Origin of the sequence: Pedobacter hiemivivus (genome assembly GCF_004331685.1) — a bacterium.
GTDB lineage: Bacteria > Bacteroidota > Bacteroidia > Sphingobacteriales > Sphingobacteriaceae > Pedobacter > Pedobacter hiemivivus.
Genome location: NZ_SJSM01000002.1, coordinates 1 through 14,796 on the forward strand (window position 1 = coordinate 1; position 14,796 = coordinate 14,796).

Below are 14,796 nucleotides of genomic sequence, written 5' to 3' on the forward strand. Positions count from 1 at the left end.
CTTCTGACCTTCTTTGCCATAATATTTGACTGTAGACTGATATAAATAACTAAAGTCTAATAATCCCTTAAGCTGTCTGTAAAAATTATCCTGTGGAACATAATCCGAAAGTTGAAATCGGATAAACAGTTTTTCCTGATAGTCTTTTTTGCCTTGCATGTTATAAAAATAACAATTAATATATTCATTTACAATTATTTATGAAAATACTTAGGAATGATTTTCGCAATCAAAACGTAGTAGTTAGACATCATTGAATTTTGGTTGGAAGACTATGAGTTGTGCAACAGTAACTATAGCGAGCTCTATATACCGCACTTAAAGGTTTCTCACGACCTAGCCAAACGGATTTACAATAGAGCCCATAACGCTATAGTGCACTTTCAAAAGTACAACAATATTTGTCATGGGCATTAATCTATTGTCTCGTCGGCAATATTGTGAGATTTTTTAAGTCGAGACTCTTAATTAATACCTCATTTAAGAAGTATGATCTGTTATTGTTGTTTCTTTATTTCATTGGCTATCTATTTTAGGTGGTACTGGTTAGTTTAAAATCTACTGTAATTTAATCAATGTAAGTTTAGAGAACTACATTCTTCTGTAAGATTATTGTAATGTTTTTGTAGAAAATTATTGCGATAAAATACAATATTTTGGTTGATGAATCAAGGCTTTTTTGGTAGCGCTTTATATAGGCTTCGATAACGCTTCGGATAGGGTTGCACCATAGAAGGAGCTTTAAAGGCGTCTCATAGGGCTTTTATAGGACTATTAGTCCTACGATACTCCTATGAGGTGCCTAAGGTACCCCTTAGTCGGTCCTAGCCCTAAGCAAGGCTTCCCGAAGGATATTAAGACATCCTAAAGAGAGCAGACTTATTAAAATAAAAAATCATTGGGTAATACAGAAAGAAACCGAAATTTCTGCATAGATTTAGAGTAGCACCAATATTATTAACTATGTACGGCTCCTTACTGCTTCGGCAGGTATCAATAACCTTGTTGGTTATGTTAGCTGTCAACCCAATTTACGCACAAAAAAGTACCGCTAGTGGCTATGCTAGTCAGGCCGTATTCAAAGAGTCTTCGGTTAATTATCTTCCAGATAGGATTATTGGTAAATGGATCACCGAAAAGAAAAATCTCATCGTCGAAATTTATAAGTCCGGAGTTGAATTTAAAGCAAAAGTGTTATGGTTTAGTGATGAAGATAATTTGACTGAACCTATTGATAGTAGGACGGATTTTAGAAATCCTAACCCTACATTGAGAAGCCGGAAGCTTCTGGGAATGGAAGTATTAAAGCAACTTAAGTTTATAGAGGAATCAAATAGTTGGGAGCAGGGGGTCATCTATGATTCGCTGAGTGGTAAGGAATGGAGCTCCTGTGCTTTTTTTACAGATAAAGGGCGCTTGCGTGTAAAGGGCTACTGGCGATTTAAAATGCTATGTAAAAGCCTGGACTTTTTACCTTATAAGGGCTGTGTTAAATAATTATAACATAGGTCAAAACATTGTGGATATATTTTATAGGATTATGTAACAATTTCAATCCTATTGCTACTAATTGAGGTATGAAATCTTATCTAAAATATCTCGCCTTTTTGTTTGTCGTAGCTGTACCAATTTTTAGCGCAAATGCCCAGTTTTCTTTTGGTGGGGCAACTAAGCCAACGGTAACAGGTCGGGTTACTGCGGTAATCCTCGATTCCCTTACTAAAAAGCCTATCGATTATGCGAGTATTTCCCTGTTTAATGCAAAGGACAATAAATCGGTTAATGGAGGTTTAACGGATGATAAGGGGAAAGTAGTACTACAAAATGTAGCCCCAGATGATTATAAGCTAACTATTGGTTTTATGGGGTATAAGACTAAAACCATATTGGTTAAAACTACCGCTGGGAAACCGGATCAAAATGTGGGTGTAATTTACATTAGCCCTACAGCAGGTAATTTAAAGGAGGTAGAAATTACGGGGCAAGCAGCGCTGATCGAGAATAAGATTGATAAACTGGTTTACAATGCAGAACAGGACATTACAAATGCTGGTGGTGATGCTACTGATGTGATGCGTAAGGTGCCGATGCTTTCGGTAGATATCAATGGGAATGTTCAGTTACGCGGTAGCTCGGTTAGGGTTTTGATTAATGGAAAGCCATCTGGAACAATGGCAAATAGTGTTGCCGATGCTTTGAAAATGATTCCGGCAGAGCAGATTAAAAGTGTTGAAGTAATCACTAGTCCTTCTGCCAAATATGATGCTGAGGGATCTGGTGGGATTATAAACATCATTACCAAGAAGAAAACGGCTGAGGGGACGAGTGGGAATGTAAGTGCAACAGCCGGTACGCGCTCAAATAATGGTTCTTTTAACTTAAATGTTAAAACGGGTCGCTTAGCGGTAAACGGAAGTTTAGGCCTAAATCAAGCTTATCCGCAAAATTCCAAAGTCGTTATTTTTAACAGCGCAACAGTTGAGGGCGTCACAAATACGACATTGCAAGATGGTTATTCTAAATGGTCTAGGGTAGGGTATAACGGAAGTTTGGGACTGGATTACGATTTCAATGGGTACAATAACATCAGTACAACTGCCAAAATGAATCGCTTTTCTAATGGTGGGCCAGGCAGTTCAGTAATCACCAGGAACGATATGGTCTCTACCAATATCAGGGATATGGACATGAGTTTTAATAACCTGGATTGGAATGTGGATTATAGAAAAACCACGAAACGGGATGGTGAGGAATTTAGTGTTTCTGCGCAATTATCTGCCGGACGTAATGGTAGCGATTTTAGTAATAGATTTATTAGTGCGGGTATCCCTGATCTGATCGTTTTAGGACATAATACAGGTAAAAATAATGAGTACACGGTACAAAGTGATTATGTATATCCATTCAGTAAAACAACAGTTTTTGAAACTGGTGTAAAGGGAATCTTCAGGAATATTATAAGTGATTATGATCAGGCGCAACAGGATTTTGATTATGACCAAAATGTAGCGGCAGCCTATGGTGTGATCGGTTTTAAATTGACTAAAAAGATAACAGTTAAGGCTGGCTTAAGGGCCGAGTATACTAAAATAGATGGCTTGGCTGGTCATACTTTAGATTTTGATAACGATTATTTTAACCTGTTTCCGAGCATGGTGATTTCGAAGACTTTAAAAGGAATGACTACCCTTAAGCTGAGTTATAACCGCAGAGTACAACGCCCAAGCTTATTCTATTTAAATCCTTTCAGAAATGAGAGTGATGTGTTTAATCCAATGGAGGGTAACCCAAAGTTAGCTCCAGAGTTGACGGATAATATAGAACTAGGCTATTCTACCTTTATTAAGGGATCGGTAATTACAGCCTCGGTGTTTTACAAAAATACTCAGGATGTGATTGAGAGTTTTATACGGCCAATAGTTGATAATGGTGTGGGGAAAAACCTGACTACCTATATCAATGTGGGAACTAGCCAGTCCTACGGTTTTAATGTTTTTGGTTCTTATAATCCAAAACCTAAATGGACTTTAATGGCCAATCTGGGCTTAAATACTTATGAGGTTAATAGTCGTGACAAAGATGTAAGTACAGGCACATTTTTGAATTATACTGCTTTTGCGCGTTCGGCCTATGCTTTGCCTAAGGGTTGGACTACTGAGCTTTGGGGTGTGATTAATGCACCAAAACGTACCTTTCAGGGGAAGACTGATATGATGTATTTTTATGGTGCTGCGGTGAAAAAGGAGATTTTAAAGAAAAAAGCAACCATTGGTGTAAATGTTTTGAATCCTTTTAACCGGGATTTGAACATTAAAACTACAAACACTACGGCCAATTCGTTTCAGCGTAGCGATATTCATTACCCTTTGCGTTCTTTTGGGATAAACTTTAGCTATAAGTTTGGTAAGATGAACTTTGATGCTAAAAAGAAGAAGGTTAATAATGATGATGTAAAGAAAGAAGAACAACAACAGGGCGGCGGTAACGGTGGTGGTGGCGGAGTTGGTGGATTACAGGGGAATTAGCCAATTAGTTTATTTTTTTAAAATATTGTTATATTCATTCCATTGTTTCCGATAAAAGTAATGGGATAGCCCGAGCCAACCCGTTTTTTTATACTTTTAAGTTACCACACCTAAAAGTATGTTTAAACGTGCAACATTTTCCGGACATCCGGTATTCGCCCAATTAACTGGCATGATTTTACCATCCTATCTATATTATTTAACTGACTTGGCCGAGTATGATATCGAATTAGAACCTCGTGAAACAAGTATTTATTACAATTCTGCTGATGGTAAATATTATTCAGATGCACAATTTCTAAATTTAGCAATGGATGCCTATTACATGCCCTTTACTGATTTTTCTTCAGGTAAATATTATAAAGTCGTGCTAGGTAAAATTGTGATGTCAGGAATTGCAATTACTAGAATTGGGACTGAGGAGTAAAGTGGAGATTGAGGTGAGGCGGATGTATGTTCATCTTGTTTAGATCAGATGTAGTCAATTTGTATGTGGTTAGTAAAGAGCAATTGCTAATCACATACAATTGTATTGAAAAAAATGGTCTTTGATATTTAAACTCTTTGCATTAAGATTTTTTTATTTGTGATCATTCGTTTCTGAATAGGTAAATACGAGAGGCTAATCTAGTAATAATACCAATATTCTTCGCACGCTCTTTAAGTTTCGAATTGTGAACGCTTGAATTTAAAAGTGTTAAGGTCTTCTTTTTGCAAGAAATGATAGTGTTATTAAAAACAGCGCAAGATAATTTGTTCAAATTATTGGTTCAAAGTTTATAAATAAGAGTTGATAGAGTAAATTAGAACTCTACTCTGGGAAAGCAGACGTAAATCAATATCAGAACTGAACCAGCAGAACATACTCCGAAGATTACAAATAAACGCCCCATAATCTATTTGTTTATGAGGCGTCCCTAAAGAAAATGATCTTGATCATCTCTGTATGTTTCTCTTTTACTGATGTTCACGGTTCATCTATCGGTTCTTGATTGTCGCATGGCCACGGTCTACACGGTGTATTATCCGATCCAGGTCCCCCTATGCCGACTCCCCCTGATTCTGTGGGTGGCTTATCGCATTCCAGGCATGGTGCTAATGTGTCGTCACCAGGATCTTCTACATCGGATCCTCCTAAAATCTTTTTCATTTCGCTTCTTGAAAGTGACTTTACTGCTAAATCTGTTTTCATACAGGTTTTGTTTTAAGTTATTTACTTAAATCTAATGTTTAAAAAGTTCAAAAAAAAATATTTTTACATTTCAGTTGTCCCGTGTGATAGAATTCTGGTAAAGACGTAAAGGTTCTTGATGCTAATACATCAAGACCAAGTGTGAATAAGATTCCTGCAGGATCAGTAATGTATTAAGAGCGAGAAGTAGGGGCCTGCTTGTTAACCATTTTGTTAAAAAAAGCAAATAGAGTTGCCAAACAGGAGCTTATTGTTTTTTTTATCTACTTCAATATCATCCAGTTTAAAGATTAAGCGAAAAGCAACTGATGTTATTCTGTGTCATGATTAATGACTGATCATGAAGGATGGGAACTGTATTCGCATATTCTACAATCATCCTAATCATTTTCTGGTACATTAAGTATCGTTTTTTGTTATCATTTTCATAATAACTCTTTTTAAACTGGCGGTCGAATTCATCATTAAAATAGCCGGTATAATTGGGATCGTTGGAGACTTTTGTTTTTGGAATAAAACATGGCGAGGTAATTCTCTCCATCTGGGTAATCGGCTACCCATGACCCCCTGAAAAAATTCACCTTGTTTTTAGAGATGAGATCTTTTAAGCTTGCACCGGGACTTACATCTACCTTCACCCGGATGCCAAGGGCACCGAGTTCGGCATGGATAAATTCAATCAGGTCTTTGTAAGTGCTAGAGGTGCCCAAGGTTAATTGAGGTATGCCTTTTCAGTCAGGGAAGCCTGCCTCTGCAAGTAATTCTGAGGCTCTTTGTGGATTGTAAATGATAACCTTTAACAGCAACGCTGTCGAACACGGGTATTCCACGAGGAATAAAATCCGAAGTGGCAGGCATGCCAATGCTGTTTCTAAAATATTTAATCAGCTTAGGTTTGTCGATTGCATAATTGATTTTTTGTCTTAAGGTCTAAACCTTAAAGGAGAGTTTTGGACGATTTTTTTTGAGGTGTCCACCAAAATACCTACGTGGTAACTGCCATCTACTTTGTCAAAAAAGTTGAGGTCTTTTTTGATGAAATTCATGAAAGCATTTTGCTTATCGCTAATAAAAGTAACTTTTACTGCATCCAGATAGGGGAGTTGCTGATTGCCGGCTTGTTCCCAGTAACGCTCATTTTTTAGCATGACTAATATTTCGTCTTCTTTCCAGTATTTAAATTTAAAAGGACCGGTATCTATTGGATGGCTTGCTATAATGTTCTACAATTTCCAGGGGTGCTACCGACCAATATTGTGTGGTTATATTTATTAACACTTGAAAGGGCTTCACGAGTCTTATCTGGAAGGTGCTGTCATTGATTGCCTGAGATTAGTTTCGTTAATTTGAGGCAACTACAACTATATATCGATAATAATAATCTATATTGTCTCCTGTTTAAAACAACCAAGTGTCTTGTATGTGGATAACGTCTCGATCGAATAAAGAAAATACTGTAGCTGTTCTTATTGCCTTCCTTAAAAAAATAAGTGTTTGGGTTAGTTCTGGTACTATAGATAACTGTTTAAATGATCATCCCGACTATCCGAGCCTCCTTGCGCTTAGCGATTGCCTGACGGAATGGAAGATACCCAATAGTGCATACCAGATTGATAAAAACGAATACGATAAAGGAGAGTTCTCATTTCCTTTGATCGCACATCTTAAAAAGAGTGGGCGGTTTATTCTGGTTAATGACATTAGCAATGGTATAGTAAATTATACAGATGAAAAAAAACATAAGATTTCCATGCCAGAAGACGAGTTTCTACTACTGTGGGATGGTATTGTTTTATACGCTGAAGCAACGCCAGAAAGTGGAGAGAAAGGTTATAAGCTGAAGAGGTTTAAAGATATATTAAACGAATTACGTATTCCTGCATTGGTTACAGCCTTTTTTTTTGGTATTGTGTATGTCTTTTTTCAGGTCGAGATAACCTGGGTTTTTACAGCTTTAAGTATACTAACCTTAACAGCTTTAGTAGTTAATGTATTTTTGCTAATATATAGTATTAATAACGATAACCCTTTTGTACAAAACCTCTGTAGCTTGGGTAATAAAAACGATTGCAATACAATTTTAAAATCCAAGGAAGCGAAAATCGCAGACTGGTTGAGCTGGAGTGAAGTTGGTTTTTTTTATTTTTCAGGTTCATTGATTGGCCTTTTGTTTGTAAAGAATGCAGTTCCGATTTTGGCGATTTTAAATCTATGTTGTTTGCCTTACACATTTTGGTCGATATGGTATCAATATAGATCCAAAAACTGGTGTGTATTATGTTGTAGTATTCAGGCCTTATTATGGTTGCAGTTCGTAGTCTTTGCTGTCGGCGTAGGTTATACTGTGCCCGCTCTGGAAGTAACAACAGCAATTGCTCTTGTGATTAGCTTTTCAATCCCAATTGTAATATGGGCATTTGTTAAGCCATTTATGGTGAAGGCAGAGCAACTGAAATCTTTAAAACAACAACTGAAGAAATTTAAATATAACTCCAATTTGTTTAATCAGGTTTTAACCAACCAATCACGGTTCTCAGTGCCAAATGATATTATGCCTATTGTCTTGGGCAATGCTGAAGCCGAAACGATCATCACGATGGTCAGCAATCCTTTTTGTAGGCCATGTGCTACTACACACAAAATACTAGATGAATGGCTAAATACAAGGAATGACATTCAAGTAAAAATAGTTTTCACCACGGCGAATCATGATGATGATCCTAAAACAAAAGTTGCCAGACATTTAACAGCACTAAGTTTACGGGAAGATAAAAGTGAAGTCGAGCTGGCTTTAAACGATTGGTATGATAGCACAAAAAAAGATTACGATGCTTGGGCAAAAAAATATCCTATGCACGTTAATGGTGATGTGGAAGTGATTATACAAAGACAAAAAGAATGGTGCGAGTTGATAGAGGTGACTTTTACACCCGCTATTTTGGTTAATGGCTATAAATTGCCTGATCCATATAGATTAGCTGATATTAAATATTTATTGGGTTAATCGTTCTGAATAAAGCTATAGCTTGAATGAAAAAATTCCCCCATTATAAACAACAAGATCAGATGGATTGTGGCCCTACTTGTTTGAGGATCATTGCCAAATATTATGGACGTAATTATAGCTTGCAACGCCTGCGTGAAATTTGCGGTATTAACCGGGAAGGGGTTTCTTTATTAGGGATCAGTGAAGCTGCGGAGAAGATTGGCTTTCGCACTACAGGGGCAAGATTGAGCTTGGTCAAGTTGTTGGAGATTGATCTGCCATGCGTCCTTCACTGGCAGCAGAAACATTTTGTGGTCTTGTACAAAATCAGTTCCAAGTCATCCCCAAAAAGGGTTTATCATATTTCTGATCCGGCCAGGGGGCTGATCGAATACAAAGAAGCCGAGTTTTTGAGGTGCTGGTTTAGTACACAAAACAATGGCCATTCTGAAGGTATTGTGTTGTTGCTGTCTGCTGCGCCCGAATTCTATGCTCAGGGGGGAGATCCTTCTAAAGGATTAGATCTGAGCTATATGCTTAGGTACCTATACAAATACAAACAACTTATTGTACAACTGTTTGTGGGGCTTGGTGTAGGCAGTTTATTGCAATTGATCTTTCCTTTTTTAACCCAGTCTGTAGTCGATATTGGAATTAATACCCGGAACCTGAACTTTGTATACATTGTACTAATTGCGCAAACCATGTTGTTTTTGGGCAGAATGAGTGTTGACTTTATCCGTTCCTGGATTTTACTGCACATTACCACTAGGATCAATATCTCCATTTTAACGGATTTCCTGATCAAGTTGATGAAGCTCCCGATGAGCTTCTTTGAGACCAAAATGACTGGCGACATCATGCAGCGGATGAGTGACCAGGGAAGGATACAGAGCTTTTTAACTGGCTCTTCCTTAAGCACCATATTTTCACTATTCAATCTTATTGTATTTGCTTTTGTTCTGGCCTATTATAATGTCAATATTTTTATCATTTTCCTTGTCAGTAGTGTACTCTACAGTTTATGGGTGATCTTTTTCCTTAAAAAGCGGCGTGAGCTGGATTTCAAACGTTTTGACATTTCTTCCGAGAACCAAAGTAACATTGTACAACTTATCAGCGGGATGCAGGAAATCAAGCTGAATAATTGCGAACAACAAAAACGCTGGGAATGGGAAAGGATTCAAGCCCGTTTGTTTAAATTTAGCATGAAGAGTCTGGCTTTAGGGCAATACCAGCAATTGGGGGCCTTTTTTATCAATGAAGGTAAAAATATCCTGATTACCTTTGTGGTGGCCAAATCAGTGATTGATGGACAGTTGACTTTAGGAGCTATGATGGCCATCCAATATATTGTTGGGCAGCTCAATAGTCCAATAGAGCATTTGTTGGGTTTTCTGCAATCTTTTCAGGATGCCAAGATCAGTCTGGAACGCTTAAATGAGATCCATGAATTGGAAGATGAAGAGCCTGTTGAAAAACAGTTTTTAAGAGAATTGCCTTTAAACAAAAGCATAAGTCTGCAAAACATCGTTTTTACTTACCCAGGCGCGGGTAACGATCCTGTTGTGCAAAATATCAGCTTAAATATCCCAGAAGGGAAGACTACTGCAATTGTAGGGATGAGTGGTAGTGGTAAGACGACCATTTTAAAGCTTTTGCTCAGATTCTATGAACCCGAAAAAGGGGAGATCAGGGTGGGTAGTACTCATTTGCAGCAAATCGGTTATCGTTACTGGCGTGGTAAATGCGGAATCGTAATGCAGGATGGCTTTATTTTTTCGGATACCATTGCACGAAACATTGCCGTAGGCGATGAGTATCTCGATATGCAAAAATTACTAAATGCCATAAATGTGGCCAATATTCGCGAATTTATAGAGGAACTACCCCTTGGTCTGAACACCAAAATCGGTGCTGCGGGAAATGGTATTAGTCAGGGACAACGTCAGCGGATACTGATTGCAAGGGCAGTATATAAAGATCCGGAATACATCTTTTTTGATGAGGCTACCAATGCATTAGATGCCAATAATGAAAAAGTCATTATGGAAAATCTGGGAACCTTTTTTAAAGGCCGTACGGTGGTAGTGGTGGCCCACAGATTAAGCACAGTGAAATATGCTGACAATATCATTGTGCTGGAGAAGGGTGTAATTATAGAACAGGGTACACATCAGGAGCTGGTGACTGCAAATGGTGAATATTATAAGCTGGTAAAAAATCAGTTGGAACTTGGAGTATAACAACGTGAAAACAACAACAGAAGATATTAAACAAACCGATTCCCGAATCAACGGCCTAGAGGTAAACAGTGAGGAAGTTCAGGAAATCATTACTGCTGTGCCCTCATGGATACTACGTAGAGGTATTACGCTGGTCTTTAGTATATTGCTGGCCATTGGGTTGGTGTCTGCTTTTATTCAATACCCCGACGTAGTCAAAACCAACTTGAAGGTCAATTCCCTCAACGCCCCGAAAGCTGTTTATGTAAAACAAACGGGAAAATTACTCAGCCTGCTTGCTGCTGAAGGTGTAATGGTTAAACAGCACCAACCCCTGGCTTTTATGGAAAGTACAGCTAATCATCGTGATGTATTGAAGTTGCATGATGTATTGATGCAAATCACCAAAGAGTTGAGTGCTAATGGAATTGCACCTGCTTTACTCCTAAAAGGTTTAAATCTGGGCGAACTGCAAGGAGCATATCAAAGCTTTTACCAACAGTGTCTCCAGTACGTTTCTGCACAGAACGGGGGCTATTATCTTAACAAAAAGAAATACCTAGACCAGGATCTAAAAGAGATTGAAAAGTTAAAAGCCCAGATTATCGAACAACAGAAAATACAGGAAAAAGAGTTCGCCAATGTGGAGCATGAATTTGAGGCTTATAAGAAACTGTATCAGAAAAGCATGGTTTCTACCAGCGAATACAAACAACAGGAAAACAAGTATTTTGCAGGGAAATATCCTCTGCAGCAAAGTTTAACAGCATTACTAAACAATAATACTAGCTATACGGGGAAACAAAAAGAAATACTGGATTTGGAACATACGATACAAGATGAACGGGCTAAGTTTGTACAATCGCTGAGCAATATGGTTACGGAAACGAATGCCTGGATCAATCAGTACGTTTTAAAGGCCCCTGTTGATGGAAGAGTAAGTTATGCAGGGATTGTACAGGAAAACCAAACACTGAATGTAGGGCAGGAGGTATTTATGATCAATCCTAATAACACGGATTTCTTTGGTGAAGTTTATATTCCTCAATACAACCTGGGAAAAGTCAGAACCGGACAGCAGGTTCTGGTAAAAATGAGAAGTTTTCCTTTTGAGCAATATGGGCTGATCAGAGGTAGAGTAAATTATATTTCAGATGTAGCTTTTAAGGACAGTGTGTTTATTTCCAAAATTGGATTTGAACGTTTTGAAAATAAAGACACGGCACACAAGATTGTACTGAAGAACGGAATGCTGGCTGATGCGGAGATCATTACCGAAGAAAGTTCTTTATTGCAAAGGTTTATGAGAAATATCACAAAGATGTTCAACAGCAACTAACTTCGTTTAAGAGCAAACTTTTCCATCTTCCAGGCAAAAAACAATTATTAGCGGGTAATACTTGGGAAGTTATAGTCATTGACGTGGCAGAATTCAATCAGAGATAGCCTATTAAGTTTTGACCTAGAAGTATCAAAAGTAGGAACATCAACAAGCATTATAGATGAAGGGATAGAAATAGATTTAAAAGGGAAAAAATACATTAATTCTATTTATCAAACATTACAGGAAAAATCTGTGAGTAGTAAATACGACGACTTAACTATACAACAAATCAAAGATCTTTGTCTCTCCATAAGAGCTTTAATTGACGAAACGATAAAGCCTTTAACACCTGAACAAATAAAAAATCCTGAAATACAAGGAATGTATATGAGTCTTGCCTTTGCAAGAAGGATATTGCAAAATAAGTTAGCGAAATCAAATCCTAGAATTTCGATTTCTGCTAGGAAAAGTTCTTTATCTTCAACAACATACAGAAACATGAGTCAAAACTTTGAACAACCTATTTATGCACAAGATGTCTATGAGGGTTATGAGTTGGGATTATCGTCGTTTGTATTTAATGAAGACATAATTGTTAATAAGCAAGAATTTCTTAACGTTGTAAATGCTGACGCAAATAATCTAGCTGTAGACGATCAGGGATTATATGTTTTTCAATATGTTTTAAATAATACAACAACAAATAGTTTAAGCTTAAAAGATTTGCTAGTTGAAATTGACAACTATGTGGCATCACACCCTGAAAACATAGATAGCTCAGGTTCAAGTTGTCTTGGTGGATGGTGGCCGTCAGGAAGTAGCCATGGATGTTGCGGTAATTATAGTGGTTGCTGTTGGTTTTGGCGCTCTTCCTGTTATATACACGATAAAATATGTACCAAATGTAAGCCAAAATGGTTCTGTCTACCTGGGTGTATATCAGATCCTGATTATGAATCTAATGGTAGTCCATTTACTTTTATTGAAGATAATACCGAAAATGAGTCCCTTGGAGATGTTACTCTTGTCCATACTTTCTCAACTGAAGAAGATGTAGAAGACCTTGATACAGATATAATGATATATTGTGCCACAATATTAGAAATTAAGTATGGAATTATCGATTCACAAGTGCCAATTTTTTTAAATAACCAGAAGTTCTATACTAGCAGTAGTTTTACTGATTTAGTATCTGATGGTTATTATAAATTTGACATCCATAATAATAATAATAATTATATTGTAAATAGTAAAGTTATTGCTATTTATCAGTGGACACCATGAACAATAAATAGAAGGCTGTCTCAAAAGTCATTTTTAACAAAATAACACGAAATTAAAATTTAATATAGCTGATTTATAAACTAAAAAACGGCAATTTTCACCTTGAAAATTGCCGTTTTTTTTGTTGTTCAAAAATTAGAGTAAATATCCAAATTAAATTCTGGTTTATAATTTCAGATTTTACTTTGAGGCATACTCTCCTCGTTCGTATAAGATATAAGTTTGGTAAGATAAATTTTGACATTAAAAAGAAGAAGGTAAATAATGATGAAGTAAAGAAAGAAGAATAAGAAATGGCGATGGGGGAGTTGGTGGATTGCAGGGGGATTAGCCAATTATTCTATTTTTTTAAAATATTGTTAATATTGCATTCTTATCTTATTTTACGGATAAGAGCAAATATGGCAGCTCAGGGGGGTATATATGATGTGGTAGGTGAAAAGCTATTGCTCCAGCGGATTACGATGGGAGATGAGGCTGCTTTTAAGTCGATTTTTGATAACTATAAAGCGCGAACCTTTACCTTCGTTGTAAATTTTATCCATTCTAAAGCTGATGCCGAGGAAATTGTACAAGATACTTTTTGGGCTTATGGCAAAACAGGAATAGCCTGACGGCTGTTGAGCATCCTCGTATTTATATTTATACTGTAGTTCGGAATAGAACTTTGCGTTATCTGAGTAATGTTGCCAGAGATGAAAAGATGATCAAAGTTGTTTGGGCGAATATGCAGGAAGAAGTTAATCCTACAGGAGAGGCCTTACATTAAAAGAAAGTCAGGCCTTAATCTATCAGGCACTGTCTATGTTATCTGAGCAAAAACAAAAGGTTTTTAAAATGTGCTGTCAAATAAAATTGTAAGAAAAGTTTATACTTTGAATTATTATTTTTTATTTGTAATTTGGGTTAATCTTAATTAAGAATATCTTATTAACGCTCAAATGATAATGCCTCAAAAAATCAGTCGCCTCGTTTCTTCTAATTTTGAAAATAACGGTTTTATTTTGCCTAAAAGGTTATGATAATTTTCTTTTGAATTTTATGTAAGTCTCGTTGTTTTAATATCATGGTTAATTCTCATCTTTAATCCTTTTTTATGAAAAAATTAATCTATTTGACGCTTTTTTTTACAATGCTTTTTGTTAATGGATGTAAAAAAGATTCTATCTTAGTTGAAAATCCTTCAGAGTCGCTTCTGTTAAAAAAGCCCCCTGGCTATAGGGCAAGTATTGATGACCTAGATCCAGGAGGAAATATAGGAGATAATCCAGGAGGCACTGGTACTTCGCCTTTTCCAATTCTCCCGCCCTATATATATATATAATTGACTTGTCCGAGTATGATATTACATTGGAACCTCGCGATACATTTATATATCATAATTCTGTTGATAATAGGTACCTATCAAAATGCTGGACGTTATATCGAGTACATTACCTTGTTAATTAATGCTAATGGTACAATGACATTCCAAGTCAGGTATAGAAATCCAAATAATCAAACTAGTTTCCTCACTGCTGATTTTACTTATAATATGGTACTGGATGCCGCGGGAATTGCGAAGTTTACGCTCGCTATGGCACCTGTTGGAAATGCCAATGTTATTAGGTCTTATGTGGTGGCATTAACAGATTATTTTGACGGTTCTAATTTTAAAATCGTCTACATAGTTGCCGGAGCCCCTTCAGGAGCAACTGTTGGTGGATTCCTAAATCAAACTACACCTTCATCCTTCTTTTATGGAGTGATGATTCAATAAT

At 36.8% G+C, this 14,796-nt stretch carries 12 protein-coding genes; 10 read left to right on the forward strand and 2 right to left on the reverse strand.

The window, feature by feature from the left end:
- The first annotated feature begins 1,011 nt into the window (after positions 1-1,011).
- The 3 genes from EZ444_RS03240 (at position 1,012) to EZ444_RS03250 (ending at position 4,452) form a co-directional block, all read left to right on the forward strand.
- On the forward strand, positions 1,012-1,497 hold the full coding sequence (locus EZ444_RS03240) for a DUF2147 domain-containing protein (protein WP_165503513.1): 486 nt from the start codon (positions 1,012-1,014) through the stop codon (positions 1,495-1,497).
- Between the two features lie 80 nt (positions 1,498-1,577).
- Positions 1,578-4,025 carry an outer membrane beta-barrel family protein gene (locus EZ444_RS03245; RefSeq protein ID WP_131607259.1) on the forward strand — a complete coding sequence of 816 codons (2,448 nt, stop codon included), beginning with the start codon at positions 1,578-1,580 and terminating at the stop codon, positions 4,023-4,025.
- Positions 4,026-4,143: 118 nt separating this feature from the next.
- The gene (locus tag EZ444_RS03250; protein ID WP_131607261.1) at positions 4,144-4,452 is read left to right on the forward strand and encodes a hypothetical protein; all 309 of its coding nucleotides are present in this window, start codon (positions 4,144-4,146) and stop codon (positions 4,450-4,452) included.
- Between the two features lie 1,229 nt (positions 4,453-5,681).
- On the opposite strand, the gene EZ444_RS27565 is transcribed toward EZ444_RS03250, so the two are convergent.
- Together EZ444_RS27565 and EZ444_RS27570 are read right to left on the reverse strand one after the other, a co-directional pair.
- On the reverse strand, positions 5,682-5,927 hold the full coding sequence (locus EZ444_RS27565) for an ABC transporter substrate-binding protein (protein ID WP_225874617.1): 246 nt from the start codon (positions 5,925-5,927) through the stop codon (positions 5,682-5,684).
- Between the two features lie 213 nt (positions 5,928-6,140).
- The gene (locus EZ444_RS27570; RefSeq protein WP_317130114.1) at positions 6,141-6,437 is read right to left on the reverse strand and encodes an ABC transporter substrate-binding protein; all 297 of its coding nucleotides are present in this window, start codon (positions 6,435-6,437) and stop codon (positions 6,141-6,143) included.
- A 200-nt stretch (positions 6,438-6,637) separates the two neighbouring features.
- Between EZ444_RS27570 and EZ444_RS03260 the strand changes: the two genes are divergently transcribed.
- The 7 genes from EZ444_RS03260 (at position 6,638) to EZ444_RS03290 (ending at position 14,795) form a co-directional block, all read left to right on the forward strand.
- A complete protein-coding gene (locus EZ444_RS03260) occupies positions 6,638-8,221 on the forward strand; it encodes a cysteine peptidase family C39 domain-containing protein (protein WP_131607263.1) in 1,584 nt (527 codons plus the stop codon).
- Positions 8,222-8,247: 26 nt separating this feature from the next.
- Positions 8,248-10,449: a peptidase domain-containing ABC transporter gene (locus tag EZ444_RS03265; RefSeq protein WP_131607265.1), complete on the forward strand. Its 2,202-nt coding sequence runs from the start codon at positions 8,248-8,250 to the stop codon at positions 10,447-10,449.
- Positions 10,450-10,453: 4 nt separating this feature from the next.
- The gene (locus EZ444_RS03270; RefSeq protein WP_131607267.1) at positions 10,454-11,767 is read left to right on the forward strand and encodes an HlyD family secretion protein; all 1,314 of its coding nucleotides are present in this window, start codon (positions 10,454-10,456) and stop codon (positions 11,765-11,767) included.
- 78 nt (positions 11,768-11,845) lie between these two features.
- Positions 11,846-13,036, forward strand: coding sequence for a hypothetical protein (locus EZ444_RS03275; protein ID WP_131607269.1), 1,191 nt, complete (start codon positions 11,846-11,848; stop codon positions 13,034-13,036).
- A 401-nt stretch (positions 13,037-13,437) separates the two neighbouring features.
- Entirely contained in the window at positions 13,438-13,650 is a 213-nt protein-coding gene (locus EZ444_RS03280) for an RNA polymerase sigma factor (protein ID WP_131607271.1), read from the forward strand.
- A 482-nt stretch (positions 13,651-14,132) separates the two neighbouring features.
- The gene (locus EZ444_RS03285; RefSeq protein ID WP_131607273.1) at positions 14,133-14,360 is read left to right on the forward strand and encodes a hypothetical protein; all 228 of its coding nucleotides are present in this window, start codon (positions 14,133-14,135) and stop codon (positions 14,358-14,360) included.
- Positions 14,361-14,423: 63 nt separating this feature from the next.
- Positions 14,424-14,795, forward strand: a complete 372-nt coding sequence (locus EZ444_RS03290) for a hypothetical protein (RefSeq protein ID WP_131607275.1) — start codon at positions 14,424-14,426, stop codon at positions 14,793-14,795.
- Position 14,796: the final 1 nt, after the last annotated feature.

What these genes read in the sequence shown, in the direction of transcription:
- EZ444_RS03240 (WP_165503513.1), top strand. Translation starts at nt 1,012, where the DNA reads ATGTTAGCTGTCAACCCAATTTACGCACAAAAAAGTACCGCTAGTGGC.
- EZ444_RS03245 (WP_131607259.1), top strand. Translation starts at nt 1,578, where the DNA reads ATGAAATCTTATCTAAAATATCTCGCCTTTTTGTTTGTCGTAGCTGTA.
- EZ444_RS03250 (WP_131607261.1), top strand. Translation starts at nt 4,144, where the DNA reads ATGTTTAAACGTGCAACATTTTCCGGACATCCGGTATTCGCCCAATTA.
- EZ444_RS03260 (WP_131607263.1), top strand. Translation starts at nt 6,638, where the DNA reads ATGTGGATAACGTCTCGATCGAATAAAGAAAATACTGTAGCTGTTCTT.
- EZ444_RS03265 (WP_131607265.1), top strand. Translation starts at nt 8,248, where the DNA reads ATGAAAAAATTCCCCCATTATAAACAACAAGATCAGATGGATTGTGGC.
- EZ444_RS03280 (WP_131607271.1), top strand. Translation starts at nt 13,438, where the DNA reads ATGGCAGCTCAGGGGGGTATATATGATGTGGTAGGTGAAAAGCTATTG.
- EZ444_RS03285 (WP_131607273.1), top strand. Translation starts at nt 14,133, where the DNA reads ATGAAAAAATTAATCTATTTGACGCTTTTTTTTACAATGCTTTTTGTT.